Here is a 21,498-nt window from a genome sequence, read left to right on the forward strand (position 1 = left end):
CGTATCGGCTGTACCGACGGATCGCGCAATCCGACGCCACGCGCTTTTCGGGCAGCCGTGCGCCCGCTGACAACGCAGGCCCTGTTCGATCACGATCGATGGCGCTGCATCGTCGGTCGCCTGCGCGGCCCGCGCGACGCAGGCTGCAGGCACATCCCCATCATTGCCGGATGCTTTTGCGCACCGATAGCGGGCACCGCATGTTCGATCGCGCGCCGTTCGTGGGCCGCGCGCACGGGGTAGTTGATCGAGTCGCCTTACAGGCCGCGCACGCCATCCAGCCACTGCACCTGGCCGCTGGCGGCACTGCGCTGTGCCAGCTCCAGCAAGTGGATGAGCAGCACCGCGTCGGCGCCGTCCACCGGTGCCGGGCCGGTGCCGGCCAGGGCATCGCGGAAGGCGGCATAGCACTGGCGGTAATCGCCCGGCAGGTTTTCGGGTTGATGGCTGTGCACACGCCCTTCGTCGTCGACGCGGGTGAGCGTGCCCGGCAGCGGGTCCACCCCCCAGCCCACCGTGCCCGGACGGCGGCCGGCACGTAGCTGGTCTTCCTGCGTGTCCAAACCATGCTTGAGATAGCTGCCACGCGTGCCATGCACGGCAAAGCGCAGGCCGTTGTCGGCCACCAGCGAGCCGGCATGCAGGATCACGCGCAGCCGCGGGTAGTGCAGGGTGACGTGGAAATAATCGTCGCTGCGCGCCTGGCTGCGCTGGCGCTGCAGGTCCGCAGCGATGGCCTGCGGCGTGCCGAACAATTGCAGGGCCTGGTCCAGCAGATGCGGGCCCAGGTCGTACCACAGGCCTGCACCGGGAGCATCGCTTTCGCGCCAGCGGTCGCGTACCTGCGGGCGGTAGCGATCGAAGTGCGAATGGAATTCCACCACCTCGCCCAGCTGGCCTTCTTCGATCAGGCGGCGCACGGTGAGAAAGTCCGCGTCCCAGCGGCGGTTCTGGAACACGCTGATGATGCGCCCGGCCTTGGCGGCCGCATCGACCATGGCGCGTGCCTGGGCGGCGTCGAGTGCGAATGGCTTGTCCACCAGCACATGCTTGCCTGCGGCCAGGGCCTGCAGCGCGAACGGCGCGTGGGTCTGGTTGGGCGTGGCAAGGACGACCGCGTCGAGCGCAGGGTCGGCCAATGCGCTGTCGAGGTCGGCAACCACGGTAACGTCGGGGTAGTCGGCTTGCGCCTGTTGCGGCTTGGACGACACCACGCTGTGCAACCGCAGGCCAGGCGTGCTGGCGATCAGCGGGGCGTGGAAGGTGTGGCCCACATAGCCGTAGCCGACGACGGCCAGATTGAACGGTTTAGGCATTGAAAACGGTTCATCGCAACGACGGAAGAAGCCAGCATGGTATTGCACACGCCTGTGTGCGCCGGGTTCACAACCTCTGCATGTTGCGGTCACGCTTGCTCGACGAGCGCCACCGCAAGCTCCACGCACATTCAACAGGAGCGTCTCGGATGAAGAACATGATGCATGCACGCAAGCTGCTGGCAGTGGCGTTGTCGCTCGGCCTGGCCCTGGGCGCCTCGCAGGCGTTCGCCGCACCGCAGGACATGGGTGCGCACAAGGACCACGCCACCAAGGACCACGCTGCCGACAACATCAACGAGTCCAAGAAGCCGGTGACCGACACCTGGATCACCACCAAGGTGAAGGCCGACCTGCTCGCTACCGACAATGTGTCGGGCACCGACGTCAAGGTCGAGACCAAGAACGGCATCGTGACCCTGACCGGCACGGTGGCCACCCAGGCCGAGCACGACAAGGCTGTGGCTGTCGCCAAGGGCATCGAAGGCGTCAAGAGCGTCAAGTCGACCGGCCTGAAGGTCACCGCTGCGAAGAAGTAAGCGCAGCCGCTGCGAATGCCGGGCCGGCCGAGGCGAGGCGGCGGGGCCGAGCACGAGGCGCACTCTCCAGGAGTGCGCCTTTTTTGTTGCCGTACTGCCGGCGTCGGGGAGGCCGCAGCGCGACCGGATGCTCTCGTGGTTTTCACATTTGCTGCACGTATGATATGCCCATTCAGCTATGTCACGACGGTATCTGATTTGCTGAATCGTTAATCTCGTTCGGGGCGCAATCGGAGACAATGCCGGCTGGTCCCGGGCACACGCAGCGAGCGAAGACAGACCTGGTAATGCAGACAACGGTCCAAGCAGACAGATGGGATCGCTGGCGCCTGCCTTCATTGGCGGCGGCCGTGTGCCTGATCGTCGTGGTGCCGTCGTTGCTGCTGCAGCAGATGGCGCACAACGCCAATCAGGCGGCGGTGTGGGTGTCGCACAGCCAGGACGTGCAGGAAAACGCGCAGCGCCTGGAAGCGGCGATGCGCAACGCCGAGTCGGCTGCGCTGATGCGCTCGCACGGCGTCGAGCGCCCGGCGCTGCTGGAGCGCATGCGCCGTGGGCGCAGCGAAGCCTTCGCTGCGGTGCAGCGTCTGATCGAACTGACCAAGGACAATCCCGCGCAGCAGGTGCGCATGGGGCGGATCCAGAGCACGATCGAGCGGCGGATGGTGCTGGCCGAGCGCATCGCGGTGGCCACCTCGCCGGAGCAGATCCGCGCGCTGATCAACGAGATGACGCTGAGCAACCCGATCCGCGTGCTGATCGACGAGGTGCAGGTCGCCGAGGGGCGCTTGCTGACCTTGCGCAATGCGCGCGCCGAGACCGAGCGCCTGCATTACGCAGTGTTGAGCTGGGCCGCGCTGGCGGTGCAGCTGCTGTTGCTGGCCACGGTGATCTGGTTGCTGCAGCGGCAGATCCGTCGTCGCCTGGCGGCCGAGCAGGAGTACCTGCGCGCCAACGGCCGTGCCAGTTCGGTGCTGCAGACCGTGCGCGAGCCGATCGTGTTGCTGGATGCCAGCCAGCGCATCGTGCTGCACAACCCGGCTTTCGCCGAGCTGTATGGCCTGGAGGATCGCGGCAACGAATTGATGGCGCTGGACGAGGTGGGCGAGGGCGCGTGGCGCGATCCGCAGATCCACCAGCGGCTGGCCGATGTGTTGCTGCGCGGCCGCGAGCTGTGGGATTTCGAGCATGAGCAGCGCGGCGCCGATGGCGTGTTGCGCACCATGCTGATCAATGCGCGGCGCATGCCGTTGCCCGACACCGCCGACGAGGACGTGGTGCTGATGACGGTGAGCGATATCAGCCTGCAGAAGGCGTCGCAGCTGCGCATCCAGGAGCTCAACCGGCAGATGGAAGGCAAGGTGGAGCAGGTTTCGGAGGTCAACCGCGAGCTGGAAGCCTTCAGCTATTCGGTCTCCCACGACCTGCGCGCGCCGTTGCGCCACGTGGCCGGTTTCTCGGACAAGCTGGCGCGCCACCTGGGCGATGCAGCCGACGAAAAATCGCGCCATTACATGGAAGTGATCAGCTCCTCGGCGCGGCGCATGGCCTCGCTGATCGACGACCTGTTGGTGTATTCGCGCCTGGGCCGCAGTGCGTTGCGGCTGCAGGCGGTGGACATGCAATCGCTGGTCGCCGAAACGCGCGCGATCCTGGATTCCAACCTGCAGAGCGAGAATACCGGTCACCGTGTGGACTGGCAGATCGCGCCGTTGCCGGTGCTGGTGGCCGACGAAAACATGATGCGCCAGCTGTGGATGAACCTGCTGGGCAACGCCGTCAAATACAGCGCCAAGCGCGAGGTGGCCAAGATCGAGGTCACCTATACGCCGATGGCCGATGGCGGGCATCAGTTCAGCGTGCGCGACAACGGTGCCGGCTTCGACATGGAGTACAGCGCCAAGTTGTTCGGCGTGTTCCAGCGGTTGCACAAGGCCAGCGAGTACGCCGGCACCGGCATCGGTCTGGCCAGCGTGCGGCGCGTGCTGACGCGCCATGGCGGCCGCATCTGGGCCGAAGGCATCGTCGATGAAGGTGCCACGTTTTATTTCGTGCTTCCCCCTGCGCTCGAAGCGCCCAACCAAGAGTTCACCGTATGACCGCCATTCGTACCATTCTTCTGGCAGAAGACAGCCCGGCCGATGCGGAAATGGCGGTCGACGCCCTGCGTGAAGCCCGTCTGGCCAACCCCATCGTGCACGTCGAGGACGGTGTGGAAGCGATGGACTACCTGCTGCGCCGTGGCGCCTTCGCCGATCGCGAGGAAGGCCTGCCGGCGGTGTTGCTGCTGGACATCAAGATGCCGCGCCTGGACGGGCTGGAAGTGCTCAAGCAGGTGCGCAGCGACGAGACGCTCAAGCGCCTGCCGGTGGTGATCCTGTCGTCTTCGCGCGAAGAGAGCGACCTGGCGCGCAGCTGGGACCTGGGCGTCAATGCCTATGTGGTCAAGCCGGTGGATGTCGACCAGTTCTTCAACGCGGTCAAGACGCTCGGGACCTTCTGGGCGGTGATCAACCAGGCACCGGAGCTGGACTGAACCATGCCGCATGAGGGTGGCAAGCTGGAGCAGCTGAAGATCCTTCTGGTGGAAGATTCACCGGAAGATGCCGAGCTGTTGTCCGATCAGTTGCTCGATGCCGGGATCGATGCGGCATTCGAGCGCGTGGACAGCGAGCCCTCGCTGCGGAGCGCGCTGGATACGTTCCAGCCGGACATCGTGCTGTCGGACCTGAGCATGCCGGGGTTTTCCGGTCACCAGGCGCTGCGGTTGGTGCGCCAGAACGGCGCCACCCCCTTCATCTTCGTCTCCGGCACCATGGGCGAGGAGACCGCGGTCAAGGCGCTGCAGGATGGCGCCAACGACTACATCATCAAGCACAACCCCACGCGCTTGCCGAGTGCGGTGGTGCGCGCGATCCGCGAGGCGCGCGCCGATCTGGAACGCCAGCGCGTGGAGAGCGAGTTGATGCGCGCGCAGCGTCTGGAAAGCCTGGCGATGCTGGCGGCCGGCCTGAGCCACGATCTGCGCAACATCCTGCAGCCGTTGCTGATCGTGCCCGACCTGCTGGCCGGGCGCACCGACGACCCGCAGTTGCGGCAGCTGGCCAATGTGGTGGCCGAGTGCGGACGGCGTGGCCACGAGATGGCCGAGTCGATGCTCTCGTTCGTGCGCGGCTCCAACAAGCCGCGCGAGCAGGTGTCCATCGCCAACCTGTTCCAGGCCGTGCAGATGCTGCTCAAGAGCAGCCTGCCCGACGGGGTGCGTTTGCAGATGGACGCCATCGCCTCGGACCTGACCATCGAAGCCAACTACACCGAGTTGCAGCAATGCCTGCTCAACCTGGGCTTGAACGCGATCCAGGCGATGCCCGGCGGCGGTACCTTGATTCTGTCGGCCGACCAGCACGATGCCACGCGCGTGCGCATGAGCGTGGCCGATACCGGCGTGGGCATGAGCGACGAAACCCGCGCACGCCTGTTCAGCCCGTTCTTCACCACCAAAGCCGATGGCACCGGGCTTGGCCTGATCTCGTGCAAGCGCATCGTGGAAAGCTACGGTGGCAGCATCCAGGTCGACAGCCGCCTGGGCGAGGGCACGCGCTTCGACATGATCGTGCCGATGCGTGCGGCGGCAGTCGTGGCGGCCGAAACCGACCCGCCGCTTGCGCTTGGCCAGGGCCAGCGCATCCTGCTGGTGGATGGCGAGGCCACGCGCCTGTCGCTGCTGGGCAATGCCCTGTCCAGTCAGGGCTATCAGCCGCAGCTGGCCACCGATGGCGCTGCCGCGCTGCAACTGGTGCAGCAGCACGCCATGCCGGATCTGGTGATCATCGACAGCGACATCATCCTGCTGTCTGCGGTGAGCGTGCTGCTGAGCATGCAGGAGCTGGGGTATCAGGGCCCGGCAATCGTGCTGGAAGACATGGGCGCGCCGTTGCAGCGCGTGCACTTTCCGCCGGATATCCCGGTGCATGTGTTGCGCAAGCCGCTGGAGATGCGCCGCGTGTTCCGTGCCGTGGCGCACGCGCTCGAAGTGGCCTGAGGCCGCATCGGTCCGCTGCGTGGGTGCCGGATCACCGCCGGCATGCCGCAACAGTTGACGCTGACGCCGGCCGCATGCGCGAATACCGCATGACCACCGTGCTTCTCAGCCTCGGCAGCAATGTCCAGCCGACTCATTACCTGCGCTTGGCCGTGGCGGCCTTGCGCGCGCGCTTTGGCCCGCTCGCGGTATCCCCGGCGTATCGCACGCCGGCCGTGGGCTTCGACGGGCCGGATTTCGTCAACAACGCCGTGGCGCTGCAGACCGATCTGGAGCTGCATGCGCTCGATCACTGGTTGCATGCGCTGGAAGACGCGCATGGCCGCGATCGCAGCGGGCCACGCTTCAGCGACCGTACCCTGGATGTGGACGTGGTGTTCTTCGGCGATTGCGTCATCGAAGGCCCGGGCCAGTTGCGCATCCCGCGCCCCGAGCTCAAGCACGCGTTCGTGCTGAAGCCGCTGGCCGACATCGCGCCGGACTTCGTCGATCCGTTGAGCGGGCAGACGCTGGCCGCGCTCTGGCAGGCGCATGCGCAATACGGCGCTGCCTTCACCACGGTGGACCTGGAGCGCGCATCGGCAACGGCCGATATCGCGCAGTAGCACCGCCGCCCGACCGGCGTCACTGCGCGACGGCGGTTGCGTGCAGCGCAGGGCGATCGCGCGGATGCGCTGTGACTGGCGAAGGTTGCCGGCGTCGCAGCCGCGCGTGCAGGCAACCAAGCCCCCCAAGAGCGGCCGACAAACCGTAGCGAGCAGTGTCAGGTGTGGGCGCGGCCGGCGCGCATGAACCGGCGCGTACGAGCGGCACATGCCGGTTCCGGCCAGCGGCCGCGCGCGCCTGGCAGCCGTGCAGTCGTGGTGCTGGCCGCTCTAGCTGAGCTGGCGGCCGCCATCCACATGCAAGGTGTGGCCGGTGATGAAACCGGCGTCGTCCAGCAGCCAGCGCACGGCCTCGGCAATTTCTTCCGGCGTGCCGATGCGCGCCAGCGGGGTGCGTGCCAGCAGCGCCTGCTTGGCGTCGGAGGGCTTGCCTTCTTCCGGCCACAGGATCGCGCCGGGCGCCACCGCATTGACGCGCACCTGGGGCGCCAGCTCCAGCGCCAGCGAGCGGGTGAGCATCTCCAGTGCGCTCTTGGAGGCGCCATACAGGGGGTGGTTGCGCATCGGCTGCTGCGCGTGCAGGTCGGTGAGGTTGACGATGGCGCCATGGTGCTGGCGCAGCTGCGCGGCAGCGGCCTGGGCAATGAAGAACGGCGCACGCGCATTGACCGCGAACAACGCGTCCCATTGCTCCGGCGTGGCCTCGCCCAGGGCGGTGGGAAAAAACGCCGAGGCGTTGTTGACCACCGCATCCAGGCGGCCGAACGCATCGATGCACTCGGCCACCAACTGCGCAGGGGCCTGTGGCAGGCGCAGATCCGCAGACAGTGCGTGCGCACTGCCGGCGCGTTGTGCGCACAGTTCGGTCACGCGTGCGTCCAGCGCCTGGCCGGAGTGGTGCGCATGCAAGGCCACGCGGTAGCCCGCTGTGTGCAGCGTGGTGGCGATCTGCGCGCCGATGCGGCGGGCTGCACCGGTGATCAACACCACCTTGGAACTGTCTGTCATGGCGTACTCGCTCGGCGTTGCAAAGGGCTCGGCTATCCTGTGCATTGTCCCCGCAACCGGTGCCCGCATGCACGCCGACCTTCCCACTCCCGATTCGGACGCGCTGGCGCACAGCGACCAGTTGGCCGCGCACCTGCGCGCCGAAATCCAGGCCGCTGGCGGTGCGATTCCGTTCTCGCGCTTCATGGAGCTGGCGCTGTATGCGCCGGGCCTGGGCTATTACAGCGCCGGCGCAAGCAAGTTCGGCGAGGCCGGTGATTTTGTCACCGCACCCGAGCTTGGGCCGCTGTTTGCGGCCACCGTCTCCGGTGCGCTGGCCCCGGTGCTGCAGCAGCTCGGGCCGCAGGCGCGGGTGCTGGAAGTCGGTGGCGGCAGCGGTGCGTTTGCCGAAGTCACCCTCAAGCGGTTGCTGGAGCTGGATGCGCTGCCCGAGCGCTACGCGATCCTGGAGCCCAGCGCCGACCTGCGCGAGCGGCAGCGCGAACGCCTGGGCCGCAGCCTGATTCCGCCGGTGTTCGATCTGGTCGAGTGGCTGGATGCGCCGTTCCCCGACGATTGGGCTGGCGTGCTGTTCGCCAACGAGGTGATCGATGCATTGCCGACGCCGCGGTTCGCGTTGCGCGATGGCGAGGTCTACGAGGAAACCGTGGTGCTGGACGCGCAGCAGCAGTTTGCACGTGGCGAGCAGCCGGCCGATGCGTTGTTGAGCGCGGCGGTGCGCCACCTCGAGCGCTACCTGCAACAGCCGTTTGCCGACGGGTACCGCTCCGAGTTGTTGCCGCAGCTGCCGTACTGGATCCAGGCGGTGGCCGGTGGTTTGAAACGCGGTGCAATGCTGTTTGTCGATTACGGTTATCCGCGCGGCGAGTTCTATCGTGCGCAGCGCGAAGACGGCACCTTGCGGGCGTTCTATCGCCATCGCATGCATGAAGACCTGTATCGCTGGCCAGGTCTGCAGGACCTGACGGCGTCGGTGGACTTCACCGCGTTGGCCGAGGCCGGCACCGGTGCCGGTTTCGAGTTGGCCGGCTACTGCACGCAGGCGAGTTTCCTGCTGGGCAATGGGTTGGATGCCTTGCTGGCCCAGGCCGAGACGCGAACCGATGACGTGGGGCGCATGCGCCTGCGCGAGCAGATCAAGCGGCTGACCTTGCCCAGCGAGATGGGCGAGCGCTTCCAGGTGATGGGGTTCTCGCGCGATGTGGACTTCGCTCCTGCATTCCTGGCCGGCGATCTTACGTGGCGGTTGTGACCCCGGCGCTACGGCCGTTCCATCGGCCGCGCGTGTGGGTAGGATTGTGGGTCGCGGCCATCGGCGTTCTCATCGCGGTGTGCCTTGGGCCGCCGCCGGAATTTCCGGAGCTGCCGTCCAACAGCGACAAAGCGGAACATTTCCTGAGTTTTGCGCTGTTGTGCTGGGGGGCGGTGCAGTTGTTCGCAATGCGACGCGCGCTGTTGCTGGCGGCGTTCGGGTTGGTGCTGTTGGGGATCGGGATCGAGATTGCGCAGGGGGCACTGACCACCAATCGCAGTGCCGATCCCTATGACGCGCTGGCCGACACCTTGGGCATCCTGGCCGGGTTGTGCCTGACATGGACGCCGCTGCGCTTGGTGATGCTGCGAATTGATCAGCGCTTGTTTGGTGCACGCTGATTCTGCAAGACGGTATGGGCAGGGCCGCAGATTCATGGGGTGTCCTGCTGGCAGTGAGGGTGCGGCGCGTTCGACCATGCTTCAAGAGCCGGGGGATCACGATGCGCACAGCGCATGGGTCTCAACCTGATTGTTCACTACGGACAGATCAGGCGGAGAGCTGATCATCTGCGCCGTCGCTGCAGGGCCTTGCCCGCCCACCATCGCGGGACACGCTGCAAGTACATCCGTGTAAGCTCCGTGGCGGCATCCATGCCGCCAAGGGTCCCGCGACGGTGGGCGGGCAAGGGCCAGTCGAGATGGTCGGTGTGCAGAGCTATCAGCAGAGCAACCAGCAGAGCAACCAGCAAACCATGCGATGCGGTGTCTTCGCTCTTCAACAAAACCACCAGTCAACTGTCTGGCGTGGTGTCCTCGCCGATTGCGGGACCGTGTGGCGGCATGGATGCCGCCACCGAGCCTCCACGGACGGATTCACGGCGTGTCCCGCGAGCGGTGAGGGCGCCGCGCGCTCGACCAGACTTGAAGATCGCAAAGTGATCGCGATAGGCACAGTGCAGGCGTCTCGACCTGATTGCTCAAGACGGACAAATCAGGCGTAGAGCGAATGATCTGCGCCGTTGCTGCAGGGCCCTTGCCCGCCCACCATCGCAGGACACGCTGCAAGTACATCCATGTAGCTCCGTGGCGGCATCCATGCCGCCAAGGGTCCCGCGACGGTGGGCGGGCAAGGACCAGTCGAGATGGTCGGTACGCATGGATATAAACCAGCGACGATCAGGCTGGCGATGCGGTGACCTTTGCTTTCAATGAAACCACCAGTCAACTGTCTGGCGTGGTGTCCTCGCCGATTGCGGGACCGTGTGGCGGCATGGATGCCGCCACCGAGCCTCCACGGACGGATTCACGGCGTGTCCCGCGAGCGGTGAGGGCGCCACGCGCTCGACCAGACTTGAAGATCGCCAAGTGATCGCGATAGGCACAGTGCAGGCGTCTCGACCTGCTTGCTCAAGACGGACAAATCAGGCGTAGAGCGAATGATCTGCGCCTTTACGGCAGGGCCCTTGCCCGCCCACCATCGCAGGACACGCTGCAAGTACGTCCATGTAAGCTCCGTGGCGGCATCCATGCCGCCAAGGGTCCCGCGACGGTGGGCGGGCAAGGACCAGTCGAGATGATCGGTCCGCAGCGTTTTCGACAAGCAATCGACAAGCAACCGACAAGCAACCGACAAGCGGCGTGACGCGGTGTCTTTGCCGTGGAGCTGATCTAGTCCTCTGGACAAGTCGTCGGCAGCGCGGCTGTTCCATGGCGACCGCATACGGAGTGCTTGTCGTTGTCAGACGGGCATGCGTACCGGGCGCTCGCGCAACCACTTGGTTGCCACCCACTTTTCGCCGGCCAATACGGGCGCGCCGGCATGCAGGCTACGCGTCATCGGGTGTGGGCGGTCGTAGCTGAAAAACACTGCGTTACCTTTCACTGCGGCAACGTCCAGATGCACATCGGGGAAGCGGGTGGCACCACCGCGTTCGGGCGTGTTGAGGTACATCACCAACGACGCGACGCGTTGACCGCCGGCCTGCAGCAACACCGGCGTGCCCGCGGCGTCGGGGTCGAAGTAATCGTAGTGCGGCTGATATTCCGCACCGGTGACGTAGCGCAACACCTGAAGGCCTTCGCCGTGGTCCACCGGCCAATCGAGCAGGCGCGAGATGCGCGCTTCGATGCTTCGGCAAAGTGCATCCTGGCCCAGCTGCAGGCACATGCTGTGGCTGGTGCGTGCGGCATGCACGATCTGCGCGCCGTTGCGGTTGTCTACCGTACGTGAGCGCACCAGGTGCGGTTGTGCGAGTGCGATCAGTGCATCGCATTCGGCATCGGACAGGAACTTCTCCAGCACTACCACGCGCGGCAGCAGCAGGCTGATCAGTACGCGCACCTGACGGTCGCCCAGATCCAGTAGCGATGCATCGTCGTATTGCAGTAGTGCGGGTACGCGCACCGGCAAGGGCAGGCCATTTGCCTGCGCGTGTTGTTGGATATGGGCGCGCACCAGTGATTCGACTGCATCGATGGCGTCCTGCTCGTTCCAGCCCTGATCGAGCAACGGCTGTAGCGCTTGCTCGGGTGGTTGGCCGGCCACGGCCTGCGCAACGATCCAGTCGGCCAGTGCTGGAGCAATCGGGAGGGATGTCATCCCGCCACAGTGCATGCCGAGGTGTGTCAGTGGTGTGTCAAATGTGTCGTGGTAAGACAAATGCAACAGACGCCCCCTATAACGGTGACGGGGATCTTGAACGTGCTCGCCACTGCAGTGAGCGGAACGCAACCAATTCTTGACGACTCCTCTTCATACCGGACCTTTTGACCTGGAGATCAGCCGCATGTCCGTTCGCAATAGCAGCAAGACACTTCTCATGACGTTCGGGACCGCGCTGGCGTTGTCTGCCTGCGGTGGCGGTGCCGACCGTGTCGCGTCGCCGGGCGAAGGCGCGTTTCCGCCCGCACCGGCGCCCGCACCGACGCCGGCGCCCACGCCTGCACCGACGCCTGCACCCACACCGACCGGCCCGGCCGCGGATTGCCCGACCGGCTTTTCCAACGTGGGCACCATCGCCAACAACACGCTGCGCTCGTGTCAGTTGCCGGAGACCATCACCGGCAATCTGGTGGTGCCGGCCCGTGCAGGCACGGCGTATTCGATCAGCGGGCGTGTCAACGTCGGCACCGATCGCGGCGGCAATGCCACCGCGCCAGCGGCCGGCAGCACGCAGGGCATCCTGACCATCGAACCAGGCGTGACCTTGTACGGTTCTGCCGGTAGCGACTACATCGTGGTCAACCGCGGCTCGCAGATCTTTGCCGAAGGCAGCGCCACCGCACCGATCGTGTTCACTGCGCGCCAGGCGCTGGATGGCACGGTGAGCGCCAACACCATCGGCCTGTGGGGCGGCATCGTGGTGCTGGGGCGCGCGGCGATCAACAACTGCCCGGGCACCACCGTGTCGGGCACACCGGAGTGCCAGGCGCAGGTCGAAGGTACCAACGCGTTCTACGGCGGTAACAGCGCAACCGACAACAGCGGCTCGCTACGCTACCTGCGCGTGATGTATTCGGGCTTTGAAATCTCGCCCAACAACGAGCTGCAGGGCATCACCCTGGCCGGCGTGGGCAGCGGCACGCGCCTGGATTACGTGCAGATCCACAACAGCTCCGACGACGGCATCGAATGGTTCGGTGGCACCGTCAACGGCAGCCACATCGTGATCACCGGCGCCGACGACGATTCGCTGGATACCGATGCCGGCTGGAGCGGCGCCCTGCAGTACGGCATCGTGGTGCAGCGCGCCGGTGGCGGCGACCGCATGAACGAGTGGAGCAGCCTGCGTCGCCAGCCGTATTCGCGCCCGAAGGTGGCCAACTTCACCTACGTGGGCAATGCGCGCGCCGGTGCGGCGATCATGCTCAACCAGGGCACCCAGGCAGCGTTCTACAACTCAGTGTTCACCCGTCCGGCCGGCGGCACCGGCGATGGCCTGGTGTGCCTGAACATGGCCGACGCCGACACCGCGGGCACCTTCCACTCGGTGTTCTTCGCCTGCCCGACCGCATTCGGCAGCGATGCGCGTGCAGCCAGCCAGTTTGCAGCCGGCACCAACAACGTTGCCAACGGCGTGTCCACGCTGCAGAACACCTTCGTCAATGGCACCAACGAAACCGCGGTGCCGGCGTTCCAGGGCTTGAACGGGGTGAGCAGCTTCTTCCAGCAGGTGAACTACATCGGCGGCGTGCGCGATGCCAACGACACCTGGTGGCAAGGCTGGACCTGCGGCCTGACCGCCGATCGTCCCTGCTGAGGCACGGCATCGCGCGGCGGCCCGACGCCGCCGCGCGATGCGTCCCGCTTCATCTTTCTGTTGCCAGGGCTCCCACGATGCGAACCTCCACTGTTGCCCGTCTCTCGCGGACGGGCCTGTCTCTTTCCATTTCCACCTTGTTGATGTCCGGCGCCGCATTCGCGCAGTCGGCCGCCAGCGATGCTGCCGGCGGCAGCAGTTCCAGTGCTGCTGCCAGTACGCCCAAGCAACTCGACCAGGTCGTGGTGCGCGGCGAATACATTCCCGAACCGATGCTGCAGACCTCCGAAGTGGCCTCGTTCGTCACCCGCGAGGACATGGAGCGCACCGGCGACAGCAGCGCGGCGGTGGCGTTGACGCGCGTCACCGGGCTGAGCCTGTCGCGCGGCAAGTATGTGTATGTGCGCGGCCTGGGCGAGCGCTATTCGTCGGCGCTGTTCAACGGCTCGCCGTTGCCCAGCCCGGAGCCGATGCAGCGCGTGGTGCCGCTGGACCTGTTCCCCAGCGACGTGCTGCAAAGCGTGACCGTGCAGAAGACCTATTCGGCCGATTATCCGGGTGAATTCGGCGGTGGCGTGATCGATCTGCAGTCGATGACGGTGCCGGACAAGCCGTTCCTGTCGCTCACCGTGGGCGGCGGCGCCAATAGCGTCAGTACCGGCGAGAAGGGCCTGACGTATTACGGCTCCGGCGACGACGAGTGGGGCTTTGATGATGGCACGCGCAAGCAGCCGGGCGCGTTGCGCGATGCGATCGGCAGTGGGCGCCGCGTGGACCTGGGGAATTTCTCGCGCGAGGACATCCGCCGCATCGGGCGCAGCATGAACGATGCCAACCTGTATGTGCTGCAGGAAAAGGACAGCATTGCCCCGGACGTCAACGTGGGCGCCAGCGCCGGCTACAGCATGGACGTGGGCGAGGCCAAGCTGGGCATCGTCGCCGTTGCCAGCTACGACAACGAATGGCGCACGCGGACCGGCAAGCAGCAGGACGGCATCTTTGTCGGCGACAGCGTGGAGTTCAATTCCAACTACGATTTCGCCACCACCCGCAACAACGTGCGCAGCAACGGCATGCTGGGGCTGGGCTGGGAATATGGGCGCCACAAGATCGGCTGGGCCACCTTGTATGTGCACGACGCACTGAAGGTGGCGCGCAGCCGGGCCGGCCGCGATGAGCTGGCAGGTTTCGATGTGCGCGACGACAACACCGAGTGGTACGAGCGCCAGCTGATCAACAACCAGCTGCTCGGCTCGCATGCATTCGGCGAATACGATGACCTCAAGATCGAGTGGCGCGCCGCAGTGGCCAATGCAAGCCGTGATGTGCCCTACGAGACCGGCATCCGCTACGAGCTGCTGGATGGCTACTGGGCGCACGATGCGTCGCGCGTGCAGAACTACACCCGCTTCAGCAAGGTCGACGACACCGTGGCCAGCGGTGGTGTGGATGTCACCTGGCGCCTGCCGATCGAGCACGACCTCACCATCAAGGGCGGCCTGGCGTATCTGGACAACGACCGCAGCGCGTGGAGCCGCGAATTCCGCTTCCTGGCGCTGGACGGCCCGCTGCCCTTCCTGAACCAGTATCAGCGCGTGGACTATCTGCTCTCCGACTACAACCTCAGCAACGATCTGCTGCGACTGCGCGAGACCACCGGCAGTTTCGGTGCGGCCGCCTACGACGCCACCTTGAAGGTGAAGGCGGCGTACCTGCAGGCCGAAGGCGAGATCGTGCCGACCCTGCGGGCCACCGTGGGCGTGCGTTACGAGGACGCCACCCAGGCGGTGCATCCGTACGACATCTTCACCGGCACGCGGCAGGACAGCGTGGCGCCGCTGCAGAACAGCTACGCGCTGCCCTCGGCGACGGTGACCTGGAATTTTGCCGAGAACCAGCAGCTGCGCTTCGGTGCCTCCAAGACCATCGCGCGGCCGCAGTTCCGCGAAATGGCGCCGCAGCAATATCTGGACCCGGATATCGACCGCCAGTTCTTCGGCAACCCGTTCCTGGTGGACAGCGAGCTGGTCAATCTGGATGCGCGCTACGAGTGGTTCTTCGAGCCGGGCCAGTACGTCACCATCGGCGCCTTCTACAAGAACATCGACAAGCCGATCGAAGCCATCGTCAACGACGCGCCCGGCGGCGGCATCGTGCAGAGCTTCATCAATGCGCCCAAGGCCACGCTGTACGGTGTGGAGCTGGAGGCCAAGAAGTATCTGGACCTGCCGATTGCCGCGGACTGGTGGGGCGACAAGCGCGTGTTCGTGTCCGGCAATTACACGCGTACCACCTCGGAGGTAAGTGCCAGCGCCGGCGACACGGTGCAGCCGTTCGGCTTCAGTGCACCGGTGCAGGCCAACCTGTTCATTCGTGATGGCTCTGCACTGCAGGGGCAGTCGGATGACATCGCCAATCTGCAGATCGGCGTGGAAAGCGAGAGCACGCACAGCCAGGCCACGTTGATCGCCAACTATGTGGGCGAGCGGGTGTCCGCGCGTGGTCGTCCGGGCCAGCCGGATTACATCGACAAGCCCGGCACTTCGCTGGATCTGGTGATCAAGAAGGGCCTGGTGTGGTCGGGCGATACGTTGTCGGTGAACGTTGCCGCACGCAATCTGCTCAAGACCAAATACCAGGAGTATCAAAAGCTGGGCAGCAACCGGGTGGACCTGTACACCTACCAGCCCGGCATCAGTTATGACATCAGTGTGACCGCACGTTTCTGAGCCGTCGCGCGCGTCCGTCACCGCAAACGCCCGTCGTGCCACGCACGGCGGGCGTTTGCGTTCTGCCGCACGTCGGCCTGTGCCGGCTTGTGTCATCGTTTTCTTCGAACTGACACATTGCTGCCGCATTCTGTCATCCATTCGCAATCCTGAGACGGATGTCTGCTTTGCAGCGCGTATTACCCCCCTTGAATGCCGTCATGTCGCTGCGTGGTGTACGCACCGCCGTGGTCTGCGCGCTGGCCGTCCTGCTGGCGGTACAGGCGCTGCGCCTGGTGTGGCTGGTGGTCACGCCGATCGGCCCGCTGGGCACGCGACCACCTGCCATCGAGGCAACATTGGATCTGTCTGCGCTCGGCCGCGACGTGTTCTATCGCAACGTCGGCGGCGCCAGCAGCGATGGGATCGTGCTGCATGGTGTGCGCGCCGGTGACACGCACGCGGCCGCCTATCTCAGTCGCGGCGACGGCAGACAGGGCGCCTACCGGGTCGGCGATGCGGTGGTGCCCGGCGTGGTGGTGCAGGCGATCGCTGCCGACCATGTGCTGCTACGCACCGTCAGCGGCGTGCGCCGGCTGGGGTTGATCGACGCTGCGCCGCAGGTGCCCGCCTCGACGACACCGGTAGCCGGCACGACGACAGCAGGCACGGCCGCTGCGGTGATGTCGAACGTGGGCAACGCCACCAACGCCACCAACGCATCCGCCGCCGCTGCCGTGGACCCGCAGCAGTTGCTGAGCACCGCCGGCTTACGCGCAAGCGAGGACGGCAGCGGCTACACGCTCATGCCGCGCGGCGATGGGGCATTGCTGCGACAGGCCGGCCTGGCCGCCGGCGACGTCCTGACCCAGATCAACGGCCGCACTCTCGATGCCGAACACCTGCGCGAGCTGCAGGACGAACTACGCGATGGTCAGGCGGCCACGCTGACCTACCGCCGCAACGGCCAGACCCACACCATGACCCTGAAGCGCCCGCAATGAGTGCCGTTCGTCCCCTCTGGCTGATGACGGCCACCTTGTTGCTCGCGCTGCCCGCCATGCCGGTCGTATCGCTGCGCGCGGCCGATGCGCCGGCCGTGCGCCTGCAGGACGTGGACCTGCGTGCCTTCATCCAGGATGTGTCGCGTGCCACCGGCATCACCTTCATCGTGGACACGCGCGTGCAGGGCACGGTGAACGTGGCGCGTGCGCAGGCGATGTCCGAGGCCGATCTGCTGGGCATGCTGCTGGCGGTGCTGCGTGCCAATGGCTTGATTGCAGTGTCCAGCGGGCCGGCGACCTACCGCATCATTCCCGACGACACCGCCGCGCAACAGCCCGGCAGTGCGGCCGATGGCAATCTGGGGTTCGCGACGCAGGTGTTCACCCTGCAGCGTGTGGATGCGCGCAGTGCGGCAGAAATCCTCAAGCCGCTGATCGGGCGCGGCGGGGTGATCATGGCGATGCCGCAAGGCAACAGCCTGTTGATTGCCGACTACGCCGATAACCTGCGCCGCATCCGTACCCTGGTGGCGCAGATCGATACCGACCGCGCGGCCATCGATACGGTGACGTTGCGCAACAGTTCGGCGCAGGAATTGGCGCGCACCCTGACCACGCTGTTCGGGCAAGGCGGCGAGCGCAGCAATGTGCTGTCGGTGTTGCCGGTGGACAGCAGCAACTCGTTGATCGTGCGTGGCGACCCCGCACTGGTGCAGCGGGTGGTGCGCACCGCAATGGACCTGGACGGGCGCGCCGAACGCCGCGGCGATGTCAGTGTGGTACGGCTGCAGCACGCCAGTGCCGAGCAATTGCTGCCGGTGTTGCAGCAGCTGGTCGGGCAGACCCCGGGCAATGAGGCGCAGCCCGGGCAGGACACGCGCTCCAACGCGGTGGATGTGGCCAATGCAGCGGGCGCCGCGCAGACGCAGGTGATCACCCCGGCCGCTGGCAAGCGCCCGGTGATCGTGCGTTACCCCGGCTCCAACGCCTTGATCATCAATGCCGACCCGGAAACCCAGCGTGCGCTGATGGAGGTGATCCGTCAGCTGGACGTGCATCGCGAGCAGGTGCTGGTGGAAGCGATCGTGGTGGAGATCTCCGACACCGCCGCCAAGCGCCTGGGCGTGCAGCTGCTGCTGGCCGGCCGCAACGGCACCGTGCCGTTGATCGCCACGCAGTACAGCGGCGCATCGCCGGGCATCGTGCCGCTGGCCGCGGCGGCGGCGGGCACGCGCAGCGGCAATACCGACGACGATTCGGTGCTGGAACAGGCGCGTAATGTGGCCGCGCAATCGCTGCTGGGCCTGAGCGGCGGTTTGATCGGGCTGGCCGGGCAAAGCAATGATGCGGTGTTCGGCATGATCATCGATGCGGTCAAGAGCGACACCGGCTCCAACCTGTTGTCCACCCCGTCGATCATGACCCTGGACAACGAACAGGCGCGCATCCTGGTTGGCCAGGAAGTGCCGATCACCACCGGCGAAGTGCTGGGTGCGGCCAACGACAACCCGTTCCGCACCATCCAGCGCCAGGACGTGGGCGTGGAACTGGAAGTGCGCCCGCAGATCAACACCGCTGGTGGCATCACCCTGGCGATCAAGCAGGAGGTCTCGGCCATTGCCGGGCCGGTCAGCGCGCAATCCTCGGAGCTGGTGTTCAACAAGCGCCAGATCGAGACGCGCGTGGTGGTCGAGAACGGCGCCATCGTCGCGCTCGGTGGGCTGCTCGACCAGAACGACCGCCAGACTGTCGAAAAGGTGCCGCTGCTTGGCGATGTGCCCGGGCTGGGTGCGTTGTTCCGGCACAGGTCGCGCAACCGCGACAAGACCAACCTGATGGTGTTCATTCGCCCCACCATCATTCGCGATGCCGCCGATGCGCAGCGCATGACCGCGCCGCGCTACAACTACCTGCGCGACCGCCAGCTGGCCGATGGCGACCCGGAAGCGGCGCTCGATGCGTTGGTGCGCGACTACTTGCGTACACAGCCGCCACAGTTGCCGGCCGGCCCATCGTCGGTCGTGCCGAAGCGGACACCGGCACCCACGCCTGTGCCCGCCGCACGTCCCGCGCAGCGCTGATGTCATGAGCACTGCACGCGCCAGCATTTCCTATGCATTCGCAAAGCGCCACGGCGTGGTGTTGCTCGGCAGCGACACTGCCGCGCAGATCGGCCTGCGCGAAGGCGGCGATGTGCAGGCTTTGATCGAACTGCGGCGTGCGCTGGGCATGCCGCTGCAGGTGCGCACGCTGGCGCCATCGGTGTTCGACCGGCACGTGTCGGAGATCTACGCCGATGCCGGGCTGGAGCAGGGGGTGCAGGTCGAAGCGCTGGACCTGCATGGCAGTCTGGATTCGTTGATCGACGACATCCCCACCGCCGACCTGCTCGACAGCCAGGACGATGCGCCGATCATCCGCCTGATCAACGGCATCATCGCCGAAGCCGCGCGCCTGGGCGCGTCCGATGTGCATCTGGAATCCTACGAATCGCGCTTGCGGGTGCGCCTGCGCGTGGATGGGGTAATGCGCGAAGCAGCGACGTTGCCCGGACGCATTGCGCCGTTGCTGGTGTCGCGCGTCAAGGTGATGGCGCGTCTGGATATCGCCGAAAAACGTATCCCGCAGGATGGCCGCGTGTCGCTGGTGATGGGCGCCAAGGCCTTGGACGTGCGCGTCTCCACGCTGCCCACGCGCGGCAGCGAGCGGGTGGTGCTGCGTATCCTGGACAAGGAGCAGGGCACGCTGTCGCTGGCGCAGCTGGGCATGCCTCCGGCGGTGATGCACACCGTGCAGCGCGCCTTGCAGGTGCCCAACGGCATCGTGCTGGTCACCGGCCCTACCGGTTCGGGCAAGACCACCACGCTGTATGCGGCGCTGAGCCTGCTCAACGATGGCTCGCGCAACATCCTCACTGTCGAAGACCCGGTGGAATACGCCATCGATGGCGTCGGCCAGACCCAGGTCAACGCACGCGTGGGCATGACCTTCGCCGCCGGCCTGCGCGCCATCCTGCGCCAGGACCCGGACGTGGTGATGATCGGCGAGATCCGCGACACCGAGACCGCGCAGATCGCGGTGCAGGCCAGCCTCACCGGCCACCTGGTGCTCTCCACCGTGCACACCAACGATGCGGTGGGGGCGGTCACGCGCCTGCGCGACATGGGGATCGAGCCGTTCCTGCTGGCATCGAGCCTGCGGTTGATCCTGGCGCAGCGGCTGGTGCGGCGCTTGTGCCCGCACTGCCGCTGCGAGCGTACGATCGATGCGGGTACGCGCCAACTACTGGATGCGCCTGCCGACGCATTGATCTACACAGCCGTGGGCTGCAGCGTCTGCCATCACAGCGGCTACGCCGGGCGCGTAGGCATCTACGAAGCCATTGCGGTGGACGATGCGATGCGCCGCCTGATCGGCGACAACGCCGACGAAGACGCGCTGGCGGCGGTGGCCTTTGCGCGCGCGCCGCGGCTGGGCGATGCCGCACGCGCCGCCGTGCTGCAAGGCCTGACCACGCTGGAAGAAGCGCTGCGTGTGACCCGTCAGCAGGACGACGCGCATGCCGCAGTTTGATTACACCGTGCTCGATCTGCAGGGGCGCAACCGGCACGGCGTGATCAGCGCCGACAGCGTGCACAGTGCGCGTGCGCAGCTGGAGCAGCGGCAATGGGTGCCCGTGCGCGTGGAAGCGGCCGCAGCGACAGCCGGCACGGCCGTGCGCGCAGCGCGCTTCAGCGGCAAGGACCTGGTGTTGTTCACCCGCCAGCTCTCCACCCTGGTGGAAACCGCGCCACTGGAAGAAGCCCTGCGCACCATCGGCACCCAGTCCGAACGCCGCGGCGTGCGCCGGGTCACCAGCCAGACGCACGCGTTGGTGCTCGAAGGGTTTCGCCTGTCCGATGCGATGGCACGGCAAGGTAACGCATTCCCGCCGCTGTACCGCGCCATGGTGGCCGCCGGCGAAAGCGCGGGCGCCTTGCCGCAGGTACTGGAACGCCTGGCCGATCTGCTGGAACGCCAAGCGCAGGTCCGCAGCAAGTTGCAGTCTGCACTGGTCTATCCCGCCGCACTCGCCCTGACCGCCGGTGCGGTGGTGATCGTGCTGATGACCTTCGTGGTGCCCAAGGTGGTGGACCAGTTCGATTCGATGGGCCGCGCCTTGCCCTGGCTGACGCGTGCGGTGATCGGCGTGTCGCAGTTTCTGCTGCATGCAGGCATCCCGTTACTCCTTGCGCTGGTGGTTGCGGCGGCGGCCACGTTGCACCTGCTCAAACGGCCAGCGCTGCGCCTGGCAGCGGACCGCGCGCTCCTGCGTGCGCCCCTGCTGGGCCGGCTGATCCGCGATCTGCACGCCGCGCGCATGGCGCGCACGCTGGCAATCATGGTCAACAGCGGCCTGCCACTGATGGAGGGCCTGATGATTGCCGCGCGCACCGTGGACAACCGCGCGTTGCGGCTGGCCACCGACAGCATGGTCACCGCGATCCGCGAAGGCGGCAGCCTGGCCGCGGCGATGAAGCGCGCAGGAGTGTTTCCGCCGACGTTGTTGTACATGGCCTCCAGTGGCGAAAACAGCGGGCGCCTGGCGCCGATGCTGGAGCGCGCCGCCGATTACCTGGAACGCGAATTCGAGTCGTTCACTACCGCCGCGATGAGCCTGCTGGAGCCGGCCATCATCGTGCTGCTGGGCGGGGTGGTGGCGGTCATCGTGCTGTCGATCCTGTTGCCCATCCTGCAATTCAACACCCTCGCGCTTGGTTGAG

General features: G+C 66.3%; 16 protein-coding genes, 1 other RNA gene and 1 pseudogene. 14 read left to right on the forward strand and 4 right to left on the reverse strand.

Features of this window, described 5'->3' with window-relative positions; all coding sequences use genetic code 11:
- Positions 1 to 257: 257 nt before the first annotated feature.
- The gene (locus ACCQ12_RS03520) at positions 258 to 1,316 is read right to left on the reverse strand and encodes an oxidoreductase (RefSeq protein ID WP_372382954.1); all 1,059 of its coding nucleotides are present in this window, start codon (positions 1,314 to 1,316) and stop codon (positions 258 to 260) included.
- A gap of 149 nt (positions 1,317 to 1,465) precedes the next feature.
- On the opposite strand from ACCQ12_RS03520, the gene ACCQ12_RS03525 reads away from it, so the two are divergent.
- The 5 genes from ACCQ12_RS03525 to folK all read left to right on the forward strand — a co-directional run bounded on the left by ACCQ12_RS03525 (position 1,466) and on the right by folK (position 6,502).
- Positions 1,466 to 1,855 carry a BON domain-containing protein gene (locus ACCQ12_RS03525; RefSeq protein WP_184383959.1) on the forward strand — a complete coding sequence of 130 codons (390 nt, stop codon included), beginning with the start codon at positions 1,466 to 1,468 and terminating at the stop codon, positions 1,853 to 1,855.
- Positions 1,856 to 2,142: 287 nt separating this feature from the next.
- Positions 2,143 to 3,954 (forward strand): sensor histidine kinase, encoded by a 1,812-nt coding sequence (locus tag ACCQ12_RS03530; protein WP_372382955.1) that lies wholly within the window; start codon positions 2,143 to 2,145, stop codon positions 3,952 to 3,954.
- Positions 3,951 to 4,391, forward strand: coding sequence for a response regulator (locus ACCQ12_RS03535; RefSeq protein WP_039404375.1), 441 nt, complete (start codon positions 3,951 to 3,953; stop codon positions 4,389 to 4,391). Before ACCQ12_RS03530 ends, ACCQ12_RS03535 begins: the two co-directional genes overlap by 4 nt.
- A gap of 3 nt (positions 4,392 to 4,394) precedes the next feature.
- Positions 4,395 to 5,897, forward strand: coding sequence for an ATP-binding response regulator (locus ACCQ12_RS03540; RefSeq protein WP_104579137.1), 1,503 nt, complete (start codon positions 4,395 to 4,397; stop codon positions 5,895 to 5,897).
- A gap of 89 nt (positions 5,898 to 5,986) precedes the next feature.
- Positions 5,987 to 6,502, forward strand: coding sequence for a 2-amino-4-hydroxy-6-hydroxymethyldihydropteridine diphosphokinase (folK, locus tag ACCQ12_RS03545; protein ID WP_372382956.1), 516 nt, complete (start codon positions 5,987 to 5,989; stop codon positions 6,500 to 6,502).
- Between the two features lie 133 nt (positions 6,503 to 6,635).
- On the opposite strand, the gene ACCQ12_RS03550 is transcribed toward folK, so the two are convergent.
- Together ACCQ12_RS03550 and ACCQ12_RS03555 are read right to left on the reverse strand one after the other, a co-directional pair.
- Positions 6,636 to 6,712: non-coding RNA, sX9 sRNA (locus ACCQ12_RS03550), on the reverse strand.
- A 60-nt stretch (positions 6,713 to 6,772) separates the two neighbouring features.
- A complete protein-coding gene (locus ACCQ12_RS03555) occupies positions 6,773 to 7,510 on the reverse strand; it encodes a pteridine reductase (protein ID WP_372382957.1) in 738 nt (245 codons plus the stop codon).
- Between ACCQ12_RS03555 and ACCQ12_RS03560 the strand changes: the two genes are divergently transcribed.
- The 3 genes and pseudogenes from ACCQ12_RS03560 to ACCQ12_RS03570 form a co-directional block, all read left to right on the forward strand.
- The gene (locus tag ACCQ12_RS03560) at positions 7,509 to 8,762 is read left to right on the forward strand and encodes a class I SAM-dependent methyltransferase (RefSeq protein WP_372382958.1); all 1,254 of its coding nucleotides are present in this window, start codon (positions 7,509 to 7,511) and stop codon (positions 8,760 to 8,762) included. The two genes, ACCQ12_RS03555 and ACCQ12_RS03560, sit on opposite strands and share 2 nt — an antisense overlap.
- Positions 8,750 to 9,163: a VanZ family protein gene (locus ACCQ12_RS03565; RefSeq protein ID WP_372382959.1), complete on the forward strand. Its 414-nt coding sequence runs from the start codon at positions 8,750 to 8,752 to the stop codon at positions 9,161 to 9,163. The genes ACCQ12_RS03560 and ACCQ12_RS03565 overlap by 13 nt, the downstream gene beginning before the upstream one ends.
- A 357-nt stretch (positions 9,164 to 9,520) precedes the next feature.
- Positions 9,521 to 9,765 (forward strand): annotated as a pseudogene (locus ACCQ12_RS03570) (hypothetical protein); the annotation flags it as partial.
- A gap of 737 nt (positions 9,766 to 10,502) precedes the next feature.
- Here ACCQ12_RS03570 and ACCQ12_RS03575 read toward each other — a convergent pair.
- Positions 10,503 to 11,363 (reverse strand): 2OG-Fe(II) oxygenase, encoded by an 861-nt coding sequence (locus ACCQ12_RS03575; RefSeq protein WP_166743847.1) that lies wholly within the window; start codon positions 11,361 to 11,363, stop codon positions 10,503 to 10,505.
- 187 nt (positions 11,364 to 11,550) lie between these two features.
- Between ACCQ12_RS03575 and ACCQ12_RS03580 the strand changes: the two genes are divergently transcribed.
- From ACCQ12_RS03580 to gspF, 6 genes are all read left to right on the forward strand, one after another.
- Positions 11,551 to 13,023: a beta-helix domain-containing protein gene (locus tag ACCQ12_RS03580; RefSeq protein WP_372382960.1), complete on the forward strand. Its 1,473-nt coding sequence runs from the start codon at positions 11,551 to 11,553 to the stop codon at positions 13,021 to 13,023.
- Positions 13,024 to 13,100: 77 nt separating this feature from the next.
- On the forward strand, positions 13,101 to 15,752 hold the full coding sequence (locus ACCQ12_RS03585) for a TonB-dependent receptor domain-containing protein (RefSeq protein ID WP_372382961.1): 2,652 nt from the start codon (positions 13,101 to 13,103) through the stop codon (positions 15,750 to 15,752).
- A 158-nt stretch (positions 15,753 to 15,910) separates the two neighbouring features.
- Positions 15,911 to 16,735 carry a type II secretion system protein N gene (locus tag ACCQ12_RS03590; RefSeq protein ID WP_372382962.1) on the forward strand — a complete coding sequence of 275 codons (825 nt, stop codon included), beginning with the start codon at positions 15,911 to 15,913 and terminating at the stop codon, positions 16,733 to 16,735.
- Entirely contained in the window at positions 16,732 to 18,816 is a 2,085-nt protein-coding gene (gene gspD / locus ACCQ12_RS03595) for a type II secretion system secretin GspD (RefSeq protein ID WP_372382963.1), read from the forward strand. Before ACCQ12_RS03590 ends, gspD begins: the two co-directional genes overlap by 4 nt.
- 4 nt (positions 18,817 to 18,820) lie before the next feature.
- On the forward strand, positions 18,821 to 20,308 hold the full coding sequence (gene gspE, locus ACCQ12_RS03600; RefSeq protein WP_372382964.1) for a type II secretion system ATPase GspE: 1,488 nt from the start codon (positions 18,821 to 18,823) through the stop codon (positions 20,306 to 20,308).
- Positions 20,295 to 21,497, forward strand: a complete 1,203-nt coding sequence (gene gspF / locus ACCQ12_RS03605; protein ID WP_372382965.1) for a type II secretion system inner membrane protein GspF — start codon at positions 20,295 to 20,297, stop codon at positions 21,495 to 21,497. The genes gspE and gspF overlap by 14 nt, the downstream gene beginning before the upstream one ends.
- Position 21,498: the final 1 nt, after the last annotated feature.

It is taken from the genome of Xanthomonas sp. NCPPB 1068 (assembly GCF_041479385.2).
Taxonomy (GTDB): Bacteria; Pseudomonadota; Gammaproteobacteria; order Xanthomonadales; family Xanthomonadaceae; genus Xanthomonas; species Xanthomonas cannabis.